Genomic DNA, 13,172 nt, shown 5'->3' with positions numbered 1-13,172 from the left:
AGCTTGACCTGTTCGGCGAAGACGTGCTTCCGGTGCTGCGCAAGGAGTACGCCGCCCTCAAACCGGCCCACGTTCCGGACCCGCCCACCCACGCCGGACGCGTCGCAGCAGGGCTGGCGGCCCAGGATGCGGCCGCACGCGCCGAGTCCGGCCAGGCCGCAGCGTCCCCGGCCTCTTCCGCCCCGGCGTCTTCGGTGCAGGAGGCGTGATGTCCGCCCGAACGGCCCCCGCCGCTTCGCCGATGCGGCTGGCTGCTGAGACCTGGGAGTCGCTGTTCCGTGCACAGGTTGCTGTGATGCGACGGCTGCAGTCGGGACCGGCGTTCCGGGACCTGGCCGTCAATGAGTACGACGTCCTGTTCACGCTGTCCCGCTGTCCCTCCGGATGGCTGCGGCAGAACGAGCTCAACGACAACGTGCTGCTGAGCCAGTCCAGCCTCAGCAGGCTGGTTGAACGGCTTGAAAAGCGTGGCCTGGTGGAACGGATGCCGGCCCCGGACGACGGGCGCGGCGTCCTGGTGAAACTCACGGACGAAGGCGCGCAGCTGCAAAAGCAGATTGGCCGCGAACACGTTCGGGAAATCACGCAACTGGTCGCTCCGGCGCTGACTGCTGCGGAACAGCGCGAGCTGCTGAGGCTCACGGAAAAGCTGCGGACCTCGCTGCCTCGCTAACGCGCTGGGAACCCGGGCGGCCAAGGCGTCCTGCCGCACGCTAATGGCCGAGGCCCCGCAGCTACGCTTTGTTACCTGTCAGGGCCAGGGTGCCGCCGAGGCCGATCATCATCACTCCGCCCGTGGTGCTGACGGCGGCGACCCGGCGGGGTGAGCGCGCAAACCACTTCCTTGCCGTGCCTGCGGCGAGTGCCCACACGCTGTCCGAGACGAGGGCGATCACCAGGAACGTGGCCCCCAGCAGGGCAAGCTGGAGCGGGATGGCGCCTGCGGCGTGGTCCACGAACTGGGGAAGCACGGCCACGAAGAATACGACCGATTTGGGGTTGGTAGCCCCCACGAAGAAGCCCTCCCGGAGGATCCGCCAGGTGGAGGCGGAACGTGACGGGCCTCGCCCTGCCGGCTGCCCGTGGCGTTGCCGGAGCGCCTGGACGCCGAGGTAGATGAGGTATGCGGCTCCGGCAATCCTGACGACACTGAACAACACCACCGACTGCGCCAGCACCACCCCGAGGCCCAGCGCCACGGTCGCGACCTGCAGCAGTTCACCGGCGGCGTTACCCAGGACGCTGAGCAGGCCGCCGCGCCTTCCCAGGGCCAGAGACCGCCCGATGACGAAAAGGACGCTGGGGCCGGGGACGGCTATCAGCAGCGCGGAGACCAGGGCAAAGGCCAGAAGGTTTGTCGCAGGGACCATGCCTGATCGTAACGCCCATGAAGTCCCACAACCAGCCACCGCCTGATGGGGCCAGCTGAAACTCAGGTGTGCTGTTGAAGGGTTCCCCGGGTCGACGGCCCGCAGCTCCGCTAGCGGAGAACGGCGAGCTTGTCCGGATCCTCGAAGGGAAGTTCCCCGTTGACCACGGCCGTGATGCGCATGTCCTGCAGCGACAGGCTGCCGCCCACCGTGGACAGGAAGGCCGTGTCTGAAGAATCGCGGCCTGCGGTGATCCGCAGCATCGACTCCCTCGGGGCAAGGCCGGTGGGGTCAATCACGTGCCAGGCGCCGTTGATGTGTGCCTCGGCCACGGCATGGAAATCCATCGGGGAAAGACCGGGGGCGTACACAGCCACGAGCCGGGCGGGAACGTTCTTGGCGCGCAGCAGCGAGATGGCCAGGTGGGCGTAGTCCCTGCACACTCCGCGGCGGTTCAGGAGCGTTTCCACGGCTCCGTCGGTGCCGCGGGACGAGCCGCTGACGTAGCGGAGTTCGTTGTAGACCCAATGACGCACGGCTTGGAGGAGTTCCTCCCCCTGAACGCCGCCGAACTCGGCATAGGCCGTGGGAAGCAGCCGGTCCGATTCCGCATAGCGGCTGGGCCGGACGTAGCGGATGAGCTCCATACGGGAGGCGTCTTCGGGCTCGGCGAATCCCCTCACCGTGGCCGAATAGTCCACGGTGACTTCCGCGGGGTCGGCAAACTCCATGTAGTGGAACCGGCCGCCATGGTGGTCGGAAAGCTCCGTCAGCGGAACCTGCCCCTCGCCGGACGTCACCGACAAGGTCTCGTCCAAGGAGGAATAGCCCGGGTTCCGGGCCACGGAAACGGCAAGTGCCACCTTGGTTTCGGCCACGGTCTTAAAGACCAGGCGGGCAGCCACAGTGCGTTCCATGTATCTCCGGGGGTGTGAGGAAAGCGGACGTCAGTCGCGGCCGCGGATCCGATGGGTGTGCCGGAGGCAGCAGACTAGTTTTTGATCTCCAGAGACATTAGCATCCGCTGGACATTGGCAAATTCGGAGCCTTCGTTAACGTAGTCCGCAGCCTGGTCCAGCGTGTCGAAGACCTTAGCGGGAGCAACTTTCTCATCCGGCGCAAAGGACTTGAGGGACCCCACATCGCTGAAGGAGTAGTTGCCCTTTCCTTCGAGTCCGCGCACCACGTTCTGCAGCTGGCAGGCCTTGGAGTCCGCCCCGCCCACCATGTTCGTGATCCCGTAGGAGCCGAAGAAGCGGTAACCCTGAATCACCCGGAACACCACATGCGGGGAGATCGTTCCCTCGCCACCGCTGTGGGGCAGCTCCACCGGGACGCTGCTGACGACGACGTAGGACTTCTTCGCGGCCGGTGCGCACGTGGCGGGCGTGGCCTCCGGCAGTCCGGTCTGCAGTGTGGCCAAATACGTACCCTCGGCGTCCTTGACCTCCACTTTCACCGCACCGGGCAGGGTGCCCTTGGCCGGCTCCACAGACTGGGCTATCCAGTCCTGCGGGAGCTCGAAGCTGACTTTCTTGGCGGGGTCGGTGAAAACCTTCCACGCCGATGCCGTCGCTCCCGCCGACGCCGTCGCTCCGGGCGACGCGGACGGCCCGCCTGACGCCGTGGCAGAGGGGGCGGCTGTGGCCGATGACGCTCCGGGAGATGCGGTGCTCGGCTCCACCGTCCAGGCCGGCGCGCCTTTGCCGTCACTGCTGCATCCGGCCAGTAGCGACGCAGCCAGCAGTGCGACGGCGGCCACCCCGGTCCTGCGGGAAAGTATCCCTGTCATGCCTCCAGCCTATCCACGGCACCGCCCGCCCCGCGGTCATCCGGCCCGGTGTTTCGCAGCCGGGCCCGGGCATTCCGGGTCCGGAAAGAGGGCTAGGCTGGGGGAATGGCGGAACATGAGGTTGACGCGGTCGAGAAGACCCTGGCGGGCATGTCCGCCGTCGATATTGTTGACTGGCGGCTCCGGACCTTTGCCTTGTACGACCATGTCCGCAGAATCGCCGCAGAGAACCCGGCGGAAGCGCATGCCTACTGGAGGCAGGAGCGGGACCGCATGTTCGGCACGCACCCTGCGTCCGCGCTCACCGCGGAGGCCAAGGCGAGTTTCGGCGGCCTCAAGACCGCCGACTACGATCCCATTTACCGTTTCCATGTGCCCCTGACCAAGGAAGGCGCCGGCCGGGAAATGAATGTCGAGACCGGCACTGACGGCCTCGTCAGATTCGTACGGCTTGGCACGTTCGACCTGCCGGAGATGGGGCAGCTCGCGGTCTGGAAGCTGATTGGCTACGGCGGCGGAATCTTTGTTCCGTTCCGCGACGCCACCGCCGGACAGCCTGGCGGCAGCTACGGGGCCGGAAGATACCTCCTGGACACCATCAAGGGCGCCTTCCATGGAGTGCGCGGTTCCGGTCCCGATGCGCCATTCGTCCTGGACTTCAACTTCGCCTACAACCCCTCGTGTGCCTACAACGAAGCCTGGGCATGCCCGCTCGCTGGCCCCTCGAACCGCCTGGCTGTCGACATCCCCGTGGGCGAACTGTACTGACGCTCCACTGAGCCCGCCCGCGCTTTTCACTGCGGGCACCTGGACGCCGGCACCTGGACGCATTTCACTGCGGGCCGCTGCCGGTGCCTACGATGGCTGAATGACTCCACCTCCCCCGCGGCGGATCGCCCGCGTCCGCCCGCTCTCTCCCGCGACTGGCGCCCCGGTTTCCCTGCCCGGTGAGCAGTTCTTCGTTGCCAACGATGCCGACGACTTCGCCAGCAACGCCGGGACGCAGTGGACCGTCATCGACACGCCCTTCCCCGACTCGCCCGCCAACGCAAGCAGCACGGCGCGGACGGGCTGGGAGCCAGGCGCGAGGGTGCCGCAGGACGCGTTCACCTTTTTGGCCCCGAGCGCGCCCGCCAATGTGCTGGGCATGGCCCACAACACCGGCCAGGCAGGCCGGGACCTCCCCGCCCAGGCCTTCCACAAAGCCGCCACGAGTGTCATCGGGCCGGGCGATGCGATTGAGCTGGCCGACGGCGTCGGGACCGTGGAGCCGGAAGCGGAACTGACCGTCGTCGTCGGCCGCAAAGCCAAAGGCCTGACGCTGGGTAACGCGAGGACCGCCGTCCTGGGCTTCACGATCGCCAACGATGTCACGGCCCGGGATGCGCAGAAAACCGACGACCTCTGGCTCAGCGCCAAGAGCCAGGACACGTTCACACCGGCCGGGCCCTGGATCGTCACTGGGCTCGAGGACGCGGACCTGCCCGTCGGGATCGTCCACAACGGCATCGGGCTGTTGCCGGCAAGCACCGCGGACCTGGGCTGGAAGGTCGACGAAATCCTTGTCTACCTCAGTTCCTTCATGACCCTGTACCCGGGCGACCTGGTCCTCACCGGCTTCCCGGCAGCCACCGCCCCCATCCGGCCAGGCGACACCGTCACGTGCAGGGTCGGCGGAATCGGCGAACTGACCAACCCTGTCCGCGCGGCGGCAGCGCCGGGGTCGCCTGCCTGACGGGACACGCCTTGGATGCGCCGCCCAACCAGGTAGCAGCATGCGCCGTTTTCAGCGCTCAGAACCGTGTGAGCGGCTACTTGGGGACGTGGCCCAGGGTCCGGACGCTTCCGACGGCGGCCAGCACCGCCGCGGCGGCTGCGTCAAGATCCGCTTCGGTCACCGAGGAATCAAAGCTGAACCGGACGGCGGTCTGGGCAATTTCGGCGTCGATGCCGAGGGCGAGCAAGACCGGGGACGCCGCATCCGATCCCGCTGCGCATGCCGAACCACTCGAGCACACCACACCCTGGCGCTCCAGCTCCAGAAGGACCGATTCGCCGCTGGTTCCCGGGAAGCAGAAGGATGCCACGGACGGCAGCCGCTCCGCCGGATGGCCGGTCAGCACGGCACCGGGAACCCCGTCCAGGACCGCGCCGATAAACCCGTCCCGCAGCCGGACCACCCGTTCCGTGAGCGCTTCCTGCCCGGCGTGCGCCAGCGTCAGCGCGGTGGCCAGCCCGACGGCACCTGCCACGTTCTCGGTCCCCGAGCGGCGGCCCCGTTCCTGTCCGCCGCCATGGATTAGCGGCTCCACCCGCGTGCGGCCGCGGACAAACAGCACGCCGCAGCCCTTCGGGGCGCCGAGCTTGTGGCCCGAGATGCTCAGCGCATCCACACCCAGCGCCTTCACATCCACGGGCAGCCAGCCGGCCGCCTGCACGGCATCCGTGTGGAACGGCACCCCGCGCTCCCGGGCCAGCGCCGCCAGCTCGGCTACGGGCTGGACCGTCCCCACCTCGTTGTTGGCGTACATGATGCTGACCAGCGCGGTTTCCGGCCCCAGGACGGCGGCCAGCGCGTCGGCAGTCACGCGTCCGGCCCCGTCCACCGGCACCACGTCGACGGAGAAGCCATGGAACCGCTCAAGGTAGCGGGCGGACTCCTCCACGGCAGGATGTTCGACGGCGCTGATCACCACGCGGTTCAGCGCCGGGTCCGCGGCCTGCCGGGCCAGGGCAATGCCCTTGACCGCCAGGTTGTCCGCCTCGGTGCCCCCTGAAGTGAACGTCACCTCTCCCGGCCGGCAGCCCAGCACGTCCGCTACCGTCTTGCGGGCTTCGGCGAGCGCCGCGGCCGCGGCATCACCCAACGAGTGGTGGCTGGACGGGTTGCCGAACTCTCCGGTCAGGTACGGCCACATCGCCTCCAGCACTTCGCGCCGGACCGGGGTGGTGGCGGCCGCATCAAGGAAAATCATGGCCGGATCAGTTGACCGTCAGCTCGACGTCGAGGCCCAGATCCAGGGCTGTGACGCTGTGGGTGAGGGCGCCGATGGAGATGACATCCACCCCGGCCGCGGCAATGTCGGCGACGGTTCCCAGGTTGACGTTGCCGCTGGCTTCCACCACGGCACGGCCGCCCACCTGCTGCACGCCGGCCTGCAGTTCCTCGAGCGAGAAGTTGTCCAGCATGATCGTGTCCACCCCGGCGGCCAGCACCGGTTCGATCTGCTCGGCACTGTCCACCTCCACTTCGAAATGCGTGGTGTGCCCGAGCTGGGCCTTGGCGGCCGCCAGCAGTCCCGTGAGCTTTGCCGGGTCACCGCCGGTCATGACGGCGAGGTGGTTGTCCTTGGCCAGCACGGCGTCGGAGAGGCTGTAGCGGTGGTTGGCCCCGCCGCCGCAGCGCACGGCGTAGCGCTCGAGGACGCGCAGGCCCGGGGTGGTCTTGCGGGTGTCGGTGATGCGGGCCTTCGTCCCGTCCACGAGCCTGACGAACTCGGCGGTCCGGGTGGCGATGGCGCTCATGCGCTGCGCCAGATTGAGTCCGACACGTTCGGCGAGCAGTACGCTGCGGGCCCGTCCGCTGACCCTCGCGAGCGGCGTTCCGGCGTCGAACGCCTCGCCGTCGGCGAGAAGCAGTTCAACGTCCGTCTCCGGGTCGACGAGCAGCATGGCGTCCCGGAACACGGTGCCGCCGCTGAAGACGCCGGGAACGCGCGCGTTCAGGACCGCCGTGGCGCGGGCGTCCGCGGGAATAAGCAGCTGGGAGGTGATGTCGCCGCTGGGGGCGTCCTCGGCGAAGGCCCGTTCCAGGATCTCCCGGACGGGTGCTGCAGGGAGGGTCAGGCTAGTCATGGACGAGGCTCGCTTTCCGGCTCATGGTGTAACGCATATCAAGGTCTTCGACTGCGGCCGGCGCCGGCCTGCTGTCATCGCGGTAGTGTGCTCCGATGGAGTCACGGCGTTCGCGGGCGGCATGGACCAGGAGCTGGGCGGCCACCAGCAGGTTGGCATCCTCATGCTCCCGCGGGTCCTCCGCGTCCGTCACGTTTTCAGGACCGACGACGGCGGCCCACGCCGCAAGCGTGCCCGCCGCCTCGCGCAGCTGTGCACTGGTGCGCAGCACACCGGCCTGGGCCGTCATCAGCCGGCGCAGGGCCGCGCGGGAGAACGGCCCCGGGTCGGCAAAGGACATTTCAATGGCCCCCGGTGCAGGCGTAGCCTCGAACCCCCATGCACCCCTCGGAGGGGCGCCGTCAGGCGACGCCCCGGACGTCATGTCGCCCAGGAACGCTTCGACAGCGCGCCGGCCGAACACCAGCCCTTCGAGGAGCGAGTTGCTGGCCAGCCGGTTGGCGCCCTGGACTCCGGTGCAGGCGACTTCGCCAGCGGCATAGAGCCCGGGAACGGTGGTCCGGGCGTGCAGGTCGGTGGACACGCCGCCCATCCAGTAGTGGGCGGCCGGTGCGACGGGGACGAGCTCCCGGGTCCAGTCGACGCCTGCTTCCCGGGTGCGGCGGCTGATGGTGGGAAAGCGCGTCTCCAGGAAACCTGCTCCCCTGGCCTCTTCGAGGATGCGAGCGTCGAGGTAGACGTGGCCGTTGGGATCGCCCAGCGCGGCGAGGTGCAGGGCGATGCTGCGGGAGACGACGTCCCGCGGGGCGAGCTCGGCATCAGGGTGGTAGGCCGGCATGAACCGGTGGCCGTTGGAGTCCACCAGGATGGCGCCCTCGCCCCTGACGGCCTCGGAGATCAGCAGCGGGTCCTGGTTGCCTTCGGACTCTGCCGCCCGGACGGTGCGGACCATGCAGGTGGGGTGGAACTGGAAGAACTCGAGGTCCGCGACGGCAGCTCCGGCACGCCAGGCCAGGGCCAGGCCGTCTGCCGTGGCGACCGAGGGGTTGGTGGTCTGGGCGAAGAGCTGTCCGGCGCCGCCGGTGGCAAGCAGCACGGCGTCGGCCCGCATGCTTTTCAGCTGGCCGTCGTGCAGGTACTCCACGCCGGTCACCCGCCGGCCGGACTGGATGAGTCCGGTGGTGCGGGCATGGCCCAGCAGCTGGATTCTTCCGGAGGCCTGGGCGGCCAGCACGGCGCAAATCAAGGCGTTGGCTATTCCCGCCCCGGTGGCGTCACCGCCGGCGTGCAGGATGCGCGGCGCAGAGTGGGCGGCTTCGAGACCCAAGGCGGGATCGCCGTCGTCGTCCAGGTCAAAGCGCACGCCGAAGCGTTCCAGCCCGGCGATGTCCCGGCGCGCTTCGGTGCAGAGCACGCGGACGGCCTCCGGGTTGCAGTGGCCGGCGCCGGCGTTCAGCGTGTCGGCGATGTGCGCGGCCACGGTGTCCCCCGGCGACGGCTCGTCCAGGACGGCCGAAATGCCGCCCTGGGCGTAGTACGTGTTGCTGTCCGCGAGCGCGGCCTTGGTCAGCAACACGACGTCGGCGCCCGCGTCGGCGGCAAGCAGTGCGGCGTACAGGCCGGCGATGCCGCTGCCGACGACGATCAGCCGACGGCGGCCGGACACCGCGGTTCCGCTGGGCATAGTCATCCGTGCCTCATTTCGGGGTTGTCAGGGTTTGGCGGCCAGCATGCGCTCGAGAGCGGTCCTGGCGTTCTGCTGCACCGCGTCATCCACCGTGATGCGGTTGACCACGCGGCCTTCAACGAGTTCCTCCAGCACCCAGGCCAGGTAGCCGGGGTGGATCCGGTACATCGTGGAGCAGGGGCAGATCACCGGGTCAAGGCAGAAGATGGTGTGCTGCGGGTTCTGGGCTGCGAGGCGGTTTACCATGTTGATCTCGGTGCCAATGGCGAACACCGTCGGCTCCTCCGCCGCGGCGATGGCCTTCTGGATGAAGTCGGTGGACCCGGCCGAGTCGGCGGCGTCCACCACCTCCATGGGGCATTCGGGGTGGACGATCACCTGAACGCCCGGGAAGTCGGCGCGGGCCTTGTCGATCTGAGCAACGTTGAAACGCTTGTGCACCGAGCAGAAGCCGTGCCAGAGGATCACGCGGGAGTCCAGCAGCGCCTGCTCGTCGTTGCCGCCGAGCTCCTTGTTCGGGTTCCACATGGGCATCTGCTCCAGCGGCACGCCGAGAGCTTTTGCGGTGTTGCGGCCCAGGTGCTGGTCCGGGAAGAAGAGGACCCTCTGTCCCCGCTCGAAGGCCCATTCAAGGACCGTCTTGGCGTTGGATGACGTGCAGACGATGCCGCCGTTCTTGCCGCAGAACGCCTTCAGGGCGGCCGAGGAGTTCATGTACGTGACGGGGATGACCGGAACCCGGCCCTCGGCGTCGGGCTCGGTGCCGAAGATCTCCTCCAGCTGCTCCCAGCAGTCCTCCACGGAATCGGCGTCCGCCATGTCCGCCATCGAGCAGCCGGCCGCGAGGTTGGGCAGGATGACGGCCTGGTCAGGCTTCGACAGGGTGTCGGCGGTCTCCGCCATGAAGTGCACGCCGCAGAAAACGATGGCCTCGGCGTCCGGCCTGGTGAGGGCGGCGTTGGCCAGCTGGAAGGAGTCGCCCACGAAATCGGCGTACTGCACCACCTCGTCACGCTGGTAGAAGTGCCCGAGGATCACGGCGCGGTCGCCGAGGGTTAGCTTGGCGGCGCGGATCCGGGCATCGAGTTCAGCGTCGCTGGCGAGCTTGTACTCCTCGGGAAGCTGGCCCTGCCTCGGGGTTGACGGAGGCGCGACGTCGGCGCTGGACGCCCCGGGGCCGTAGGCCGGCGTGCCGGCCAGGGCTTCGGCGAGGTCATAGTCCCAGGGGCCCTTGGCAAGCGCCGGGCTGCAGGTGCTGCCGGCAGCCGCTGCGGCGCCCTTCTCGGCCTGTTCACGCGTGATCAGCTGGATGGCTGTGTTGACGCTGCTCATGGGGTGCTCCTGTTATCTGGGTCAAGGCCGGGGCGGCCGGTAAATCGGTAGAGGCGTGGCGGGCGGTGTTTGCCGCCCTGGAGGTATTCACCGGTTTCTTCGATTTCCGGCGTGGCTTTGATGTGGCGGCGGAAGTTGGCCGGATCGAGGCTGGTGTCCAGGACGGCTTCGTAGACCTCCCGGACCTGGGCGAGGGTGAAGTACTCACCCAGGAAGTGGTAGGCGATCGAGCCGTAGGCCAGCTTGTTCCTGAGCCGCCAGAGCGCGTAATCGACAATCGCATTGTGGTCGAAGGCCAGATCTCCCAGCTTGTCCGCCCGGAACCACCTGACATTCTCGGATTCATCGGCGAGCGCGGCCTCGGTGGGCTGGACCAGGGCCCAGTACACAATGGACACCACGCGCTGGGTCGGTGAGCGGTGCAGGCCGCCGAATGCGTACAGCTGCTCGAGGTAACTGGGCGCCAGGCCCGTGGTTTCGCGGAGATTCCGTGAGGCGGCGTCCGGCAGTGACTCCGAGTGCGAGAGCGGGCCGCCGGGAAGGGCCCAGAGGCCCTTGTACGGCTCCCGGATGCGGCGCACCAGCGGGAGCCAGAGAGTCGGACGGCCGGAGGCTTCACTGGGGCGGAGCGCGAAGATCACCGTGGAGATGGCCAACGACGGCGGAGCGGTCTGGCGCTCGGCAACATTCGCTGAGTTGGTGTACACGGCTTTTCACCCCGCTTCGCTGCGTCTTGCGGGGGGTCCTGCTGACCCCCACTCTAGTTAAAGTCAAGATGACTAAAACTGATTCTACGGCCCAACCGGCGTCAGACAAAATGTTTCTTGCAATCAGCCGGGGCGGCTACCGGCGCGCGGCTAGGCGAGCGGCAGCTACCGGTGGCCGCCGGCGAGCGGCAGCTACCGGTGGCCGCCGGCGGCCTCGGCTTCCAGCAGGGGAAGCGTCCTGCCCTGGAAATGGGTGTTGAGGACGATCACCGAGGAGGAGCGAAGGACGGTCTTGGTGGCGATCATGGCATCGAGAACCCGCTGCAGGTCCGGATTGGAGCGGGCGGCGATGCGGGCCATCAGGTCGAAGCTACCGGAGACGGTGTGGATTTCGGTCAGTTCCGGAATCTCTGCAAGCGCCGCAACCACGGCGTCGTGCCCCAGGTCCTGGTTGATCGTCAGAGAGCAGAAGGCAACCACGGGAAAACCGAAATGCGAGGGGTCCGGGTGCGGAACCCAGGATCCGATCACACCTTTTTCCGTCATCCGGTCCAGCCGGGACTGCACCGTGGCGCGGGCGATCTTAAGCACCCGCGAGGCTTCGAGCACGGACGACCGCGGCGAATCGGTGAAGAATCGGACAATTTTGGCGTCCAGAGCATCCACACTGGTCATGTCTTCGCCTTCCTCTGACCTTCGCAACGCAAAGCGCTGCAGTTTAGTCGTACCCATTGCACAAACTGCACCCATGGTCTCATGCGCCAGGGCGGCGAAGCTGCGGGTGAGACGGTAAATTCAAAAGGTCCCACGAGGACCCCCTTATCCAGTCGACCCCAAGAAGGTACGCAGGCATGACAATGAAGTCCACCGCACAGCGTCCGGCCGAACAACTCGGCCACAGCATGAAACCCCGGCAGCTGACCATGATGGGCCTGGGCAGCGCCATCGGAGCCGGGCTCTTCCTCGGCTCCGGGGCAGGCATCCAGGCCGCGGGGCCGGCGGTCCTGCTCTCCTATCTCGTCGCAGGAACACTGATCATCCTGGTCATGTGGGCCCTCGGCGAAATGGCTGCAGCCAACCCCACCAGCGGCGCCTTCTCCGTCTATGCCGAGAAAGCCATGGGCAAGACCGCCGGGGCTACCGTGGGCTGGCTCTGGTGGCTGCAGCTCGTGGTGGTCATCGCCGCGGAAGCGCTCGGCGCCGCCGGACTGCTGTTCTCGGTGTGGCCCGTCATTCCGGTCTGGGCGCTGGCTTTCGCGTTCATGGTGGCGTTTACGGCCATCAATCTGGCCGGAGTGAAGAACTTCGGCGAGTTCGAATTCTGGTTCGCGATCCTCAAGGTCGCGGCCATTGTGCTGTTCCTCGGCATTGGCGCCGCCCTGCTGCTGGGCATCCTGCCGGACGTGGCCTCCCCGGGCCTGGCCAACCTCGCTACCGACTTCGCTCCTGCCGGCCTCGGCGGCATCGCGGCAGCCCTGTTCGTGGTGATCTTCGCCTTTGGCGGCACGGAAATCGTCAGCGTCGCGGCAGCCGAGACAGAGGACCCTGAACACAGCGTCGGCAAGGCAATCCGTACCGTCGTGTGGCGCATCCTCGTCTTCTACATCGGCTCCGTGTTCGTCATCGCAGCCGTCCTGCCGGCCACGTCGGAGGCACTCGCATCACCGTTCGCCGGCGTTCTGGATGCAGCCCGCATCCCGGGTGCCGGGGCAGCGATAACCCTGGTGGCCGTCGTCGCCCTTCTTTCCGCCCTCAACGCCAATCTGTACGGCGCCTCGCGCATGGTGTACTCGCTGTCCCAGCGCGGCGAGGCGCCCCGTTTCCTGTCGCGGCTTAGCGGCCCGCAGGTCCCGATGCTTGCCGTGGGCGTCTCGGTGGCGTTCGGCTTCATTGCCACGGTCCTTGAACTGCTGTTCCCCGAGCGGATCCTGCCGGCACTGTTCCAGCTGGTGGGGTCAACGTGCCTCGTGGTCTGGGGAACGGCCCTGGTGTCCCAGCTGATCCTGCGGCGGCGCGCGGACCGGGACGGCAGTTCCCTGCCCCTGCGCATGAAGGGCTTCCCGGCCCTGACGGTGTTCGGGCTGGTTCTCCTGGGGCTGATCTTCGCCGTGGGCTTCAGCGCCGAGAGCAGCCGGATCCAGCTCATCAGCACCATTCTTCTGATCGCCGGCATTGCCGCGGCCTGCCGGTTCGGAGCCAGGCTCGCAGCAAAGTCGGCAGCGCCGTCAGGCGCGGCATCCGGCGCGGAGTCCGCGGCTTCCGATGCGTCACGCGACGCCTCCCCCGCCGACCTCCCCAAGTAGGTAGCACCACGCGCCCTTCCGGGCGCTGATAACCGCGTCAGCTGCTACGCAGCGGGGCCGATACCCTCATCGATAATGCCGGCCCGGCTGCACAATTTGTGCAGCCGGGCCGGCATTCTGCTGTGC

General features: G+C 67.9%; 13 protein-coding genes and 1 pseudogene. 5 read left to right on the top strand and 9 right to left on the bottom strand.

What is annotated here, in order from left to right; genetic code table 11:
• Both J7E80_RS18350 and J7E80_RS18345 read left to right on the top strand, forming a co-directional pair.
• Positions 1 to 209, top strand: a pseudogene (locus tag J7E80_RS18350) (5,10-methylene tetrahydromethanopterin reductase); the annotation flags it as partial.
• Entirely contained in the window at positions 209 to 673 is a 465-nt protein-coding gene (locus J7E80_RS18345; protein WP_215053643.1) for a MarR family winged helix-turn-helix transcriptional regulator, read from the top strand. The pseudogene J7E80_RS18350 and the gene J7E80_RS18345, both read left to right, overlap by 1 nt.
• Positions 674 to 734: 61 nt before the next feature.
• Here J7E80_RS18345 and J7E80_RS18340 read toward each other — a convergent pair whose 3' ends face one another.
• The 3 genes from J7E80_RS18340 to J7E80_RS18330 form a co-directional block, all read right to left on the bottom strand.
• On the bottom strand, positions 735 to 1,370 hold the full coding sequence (locus J7E80_RS18340) for a LysE family translocator (RefSeq protein WP_215053642.1): 636 nt from the start codon (positions 1,368 to 1,370) through the stop codon (positions 735 to 737).
• 110 nt (positions 1,371 to 1,480) lie between these two features.
• The gene (locus tag J7E80_RS18335) at positions 1,481 to 2,287 is read right to left on the bottom strand and encodes a transglutaminase family protein (RefSeq protein WP_215053641.1); all 807 of its coding nucleotides are present in this window, start codon (positions 2,285 to 2,287) and stop codon (positions 1,481 to 1,483) included.
• A gap of 74 nt (positions 2,288 to 2,361) precedes the next feature.
• The gene (locus J7E80_RS18330) at positions 2,362 to 3,162 is read right to left on the bottom strand and encodes a hypothetical protein (protein WP_215053640.1); all 801 of its coding nucleotides are present in this window, start codon (positions 3,160 to 3,162) and stop codon (positions 2,362 to 2,364) included.
• 105 nt (positions 3,163 to 3,267) lie between these two features.
• Between J7E80_RS18330 and J7E80_RS18325 the strand changes: the two genes are divergently transcribed.
• Together J7E80_RS18325 and J7E80_RS18320 are read left to right on the top strand one after the other, a co-directional pair.
• Positions 3,268 to 3,930: a DUF1684 domain-containing protein gene (locus J7E80_RS18325; protein ID WP_215053639.1), complete on the top strand. Its 663-nt coding sequence runs from the start codon at positions 3,268 to 3,270 to the stop codon at positions 3,928 to 3,930.
• A gap of 100 nt (positions 3,931 to 4,030) precedes the next feature.
• Entirely contained in the window at positions 4,031 to 4,897 is an 867-nt protein-coding gene (locus J7E80_RS18320; protein WP_215053638.1) for a fumarylacetoacetate hydrolase family protein, read from the top strand.
• 76 nt (positions 4,898 to 4,973) lie between these two features.
• Here J7E80_RS18320 and J7E80_RS18315 read toward each other — a convergent pair whose 3' ends face one another.
• The 6 genes from J7E80_RS18315 to J7E80_RS18290 form a co-directional block, all read right to left on the bottom strand.
• Entirely contained in the window at positions 4,974 to 6,137 is a 1,164-nt protein-coding gene (locus J7E80_RS18315; RefSeq protein ID WP_215053637.1) for a cysteine desulfurase family protein, read from the bottom strand.
• A 7-nt stretch (positions 6,138 to 6,144) separates the two neighbouring features.
• Positions 6,145 to 7,017 (bottom strand): carboxylating nicotinate-nucleotide diphosphorylase, encoded by an 873-nt coding sequence (gene nadC, locus J7E80_RS18310; protein WP_215053636.1) that lies wholly within the window; start codon positions 7,015 to 7,017, stop codon positions 6,145 to 6,147.
• Entirely contained in the window at positions 7,010 to 8,707 is a 1,698-nt protein-coding gene (nadB, locus tag J7E80_RS18305; RefSeq protein WP_215053635.1) for an L-aspartate oxidase, read from the bottom strand. The genes nadC and nadB overlap by 8 nt, the downstream gene beginning before the upstream one ends.
• 21 nt (positions 8,708 to 8,728) lie before the next feature.
• Positions 8,729 to 10,036, bottom strand: a complete 1,308-nt coding sequence (nadA, locus tag J7E80_RS18300; protein ID WP_215053634.1) for a quinolinate synthase NadA — start codon at positions 10,034 to 10,036, stop codon at positions 8,729 to 8,731.
• Positions 10,033 to 10,743, bottom strand: coding sequence for an NrtR DNA-binding winged helix domain-containing protein (locus tag J7E80_RS18295; RefSeq protein WP_215053633.1), 711 nt, complete (start codon positions 10,741 to 10,743; stop codon positions 10,033 to 10,035). Before J7E80_RS18295 ends, nadA begins: the two co-directional genes overlap by 4 nt.
• 192 nt (positions 10,744 to 10,935) lie before the next feature.
• Complete coding sequence (locus J7E80_RS18290) at positions 10,936 to 11,418, bottom strand: Lrp/AsnC family transcriptional regulator (RefSeq protein WP_215053632.1); 483 nt, start codon at positions 11,416 to 11,418, stop codon at positions 10,936 to 10,938.
• A gap of 176 nt (positions 11,419 to 11,594) precedes the next feature.
• On the opposite strand from J7E80_RS18290, the gene J7E80_RS18285 reads away from it, so the two are divergent.
• Positions 11,595 to 13,046, top strand: a complete 1,452-nt coding sequence (locus J7E80_RS18285) for an amino acid permease (protein WP_251037024.1) — start codon at positions 11,595 to 11,597, stop codon at positions 13,044 to 13,046.
• Positions 13,047 to 13,172: the final 126 nt, after the last annotated feature.

Source organism: Arthrobacter sp. ISL-28 (genome assembly GCF_018613875.1).
Lineage (GTDB): Bacteria > Actinomycetota > Actinomycetes > Actinomycetales > Micrococcaceae > Arthrobacter.
This window is presented reverse-complemented; position numbering and strand designations above follow the sequence as displayed.